We start from the raw sequence: 1,317 nt of genomic DNA on the forward strand, positions 1-1,317 counted from the left end.
TGGAGTTGCCCCATAAAAACCGGACAGGATCAGATTTCTGTTTGACGGTTTAAGAACTCACGCGGGGATCGATATCCCAAAGCCTTGTGCGGGTGAAGCGTGTTGTAGTGCTCGAACCACAATGGCAGTTGGGCGATGACGGTTTCTGCGTCGGGAATGGGATTGACCGAGACGTAGTCGCGCTTGAATGTTTTGACAAAGGCTTCGGCCATTCCGTTGGACTGAGGGCTGCGAACCGGCGTCGTGCAAGGCTCCATTCCGATGTCCATCAGCAGCGATTTCGTGTCCTTTGCAATGAAGCACGAGCCGTTGTCGGTCAGCCATTCAATCGGTTTGGGAAGGGTGTTGATGCGACCGAAGCGGTTCTCGACGGCGGTGATGACAAGGTCCTGAACGTCTTCGCTCTTGATGCCTTGGGTGGTGGCGACATGGGCGATGGCTTCACGATCACAGCAGTCGAGAGCAAAGGCAACGCGGACCTTCTCTCTGTTGTCGCAGCCAATTTCGAAGCCGTCAGAGCACCAACGCAGGTTCGAGTGCTCCACGGCAACACGGCCGTCATGGCGACGGCTATCAATGGCACCTGTGTGGCGTTGGAGAAGCAGGCCGTGCACCTTCATCACCCGATAGACGCGTTTAGCGTTCGGCCATGGGCGGCTTTCGCTGCGGGCTTTTCGGCGTAAGATCGCGTGAACCCGGCGATATCCGTAGGTCGGCATCTCGGAGATGATCGCTTTGATTTCATCAACGAGATCATCATCGGCGAGCGGTGGCCGACCACGGGCTTTGGAAGGACGCTGTTTCACTCGCTCAGCCATGCTTGACCGGGCAACACCAAAAGTCTCGCACACAGCCGTCATCGGAAACTTCCCTTCGGCAACGACAGCGAGCGCAACAGGTGTTTTTTTGGGCCTGTGGCGATCTCAAGCGCCTCTTTGAGAATCTCGCCTTCCATCGTCTTCTTGCCAAGCAGACGCTGCAACTCTTTTACCTGGTTTTGAAGGGCGCGATATTCGGACGCCGGGACAACATCCTCCTCCGCAGCCGTGGCCGTCAGAGCGCCTTGAGTGGCGAGCTTACGCCAGGTGAACAACTGGTTCGGCTGAATGCCGTAACGCCGAGCAACGATGCTGACGGTCGCGTCCGGCTCGTATGTCTCTTGAATGATGGAAAGCTTCTCGGCCGTCGACCAGCGACGGCGGCGCTCAGGACCGGGCAGGACTTCTATCTTCGGATTGTGACTAGTCATAATGGGCACATTACCTCGCACACTTGTTAAGTGGGAGATCGTGTCCGGATATTTATGGGGCCATTACA

The 1,317-nt window shown here is 56.6% G+C and carries 1 protein-coding gene; it reads right to left on the reverse strand.

Annotated elements, in window-relative coordinates; all coding sequences use genetic code 11:
• Positions 1-29: 29 nt before the first annotated feature.
• Positions 30-1,249, reverse strand: a protein-coding gene (locus ACP7E6_RS29375; RefSeq protein WP_426233713.1) for an IS3 family transposase whose coding sequence is annotated in 2 segments (ribosomal slippage) — positions 30-907 and positions 907-1,249 — 1,221 coding nt in all. Because the reading frame shifts where the segments join, the coding sequence is not laid out codon by codon here.
• Between the last annotated feature and the right edge of the window lie 68 nt (positions 1,250-1,317).

It is taken from the genome of Pararhizobium sp. DWP3-4, from assembly GCF_049898205.1.
Lineage (GTDB): Bacteria > Pseudomonadota > Alphaproteobacteria > Rhizobiales > Rhizobiaceae > Pararhizobium.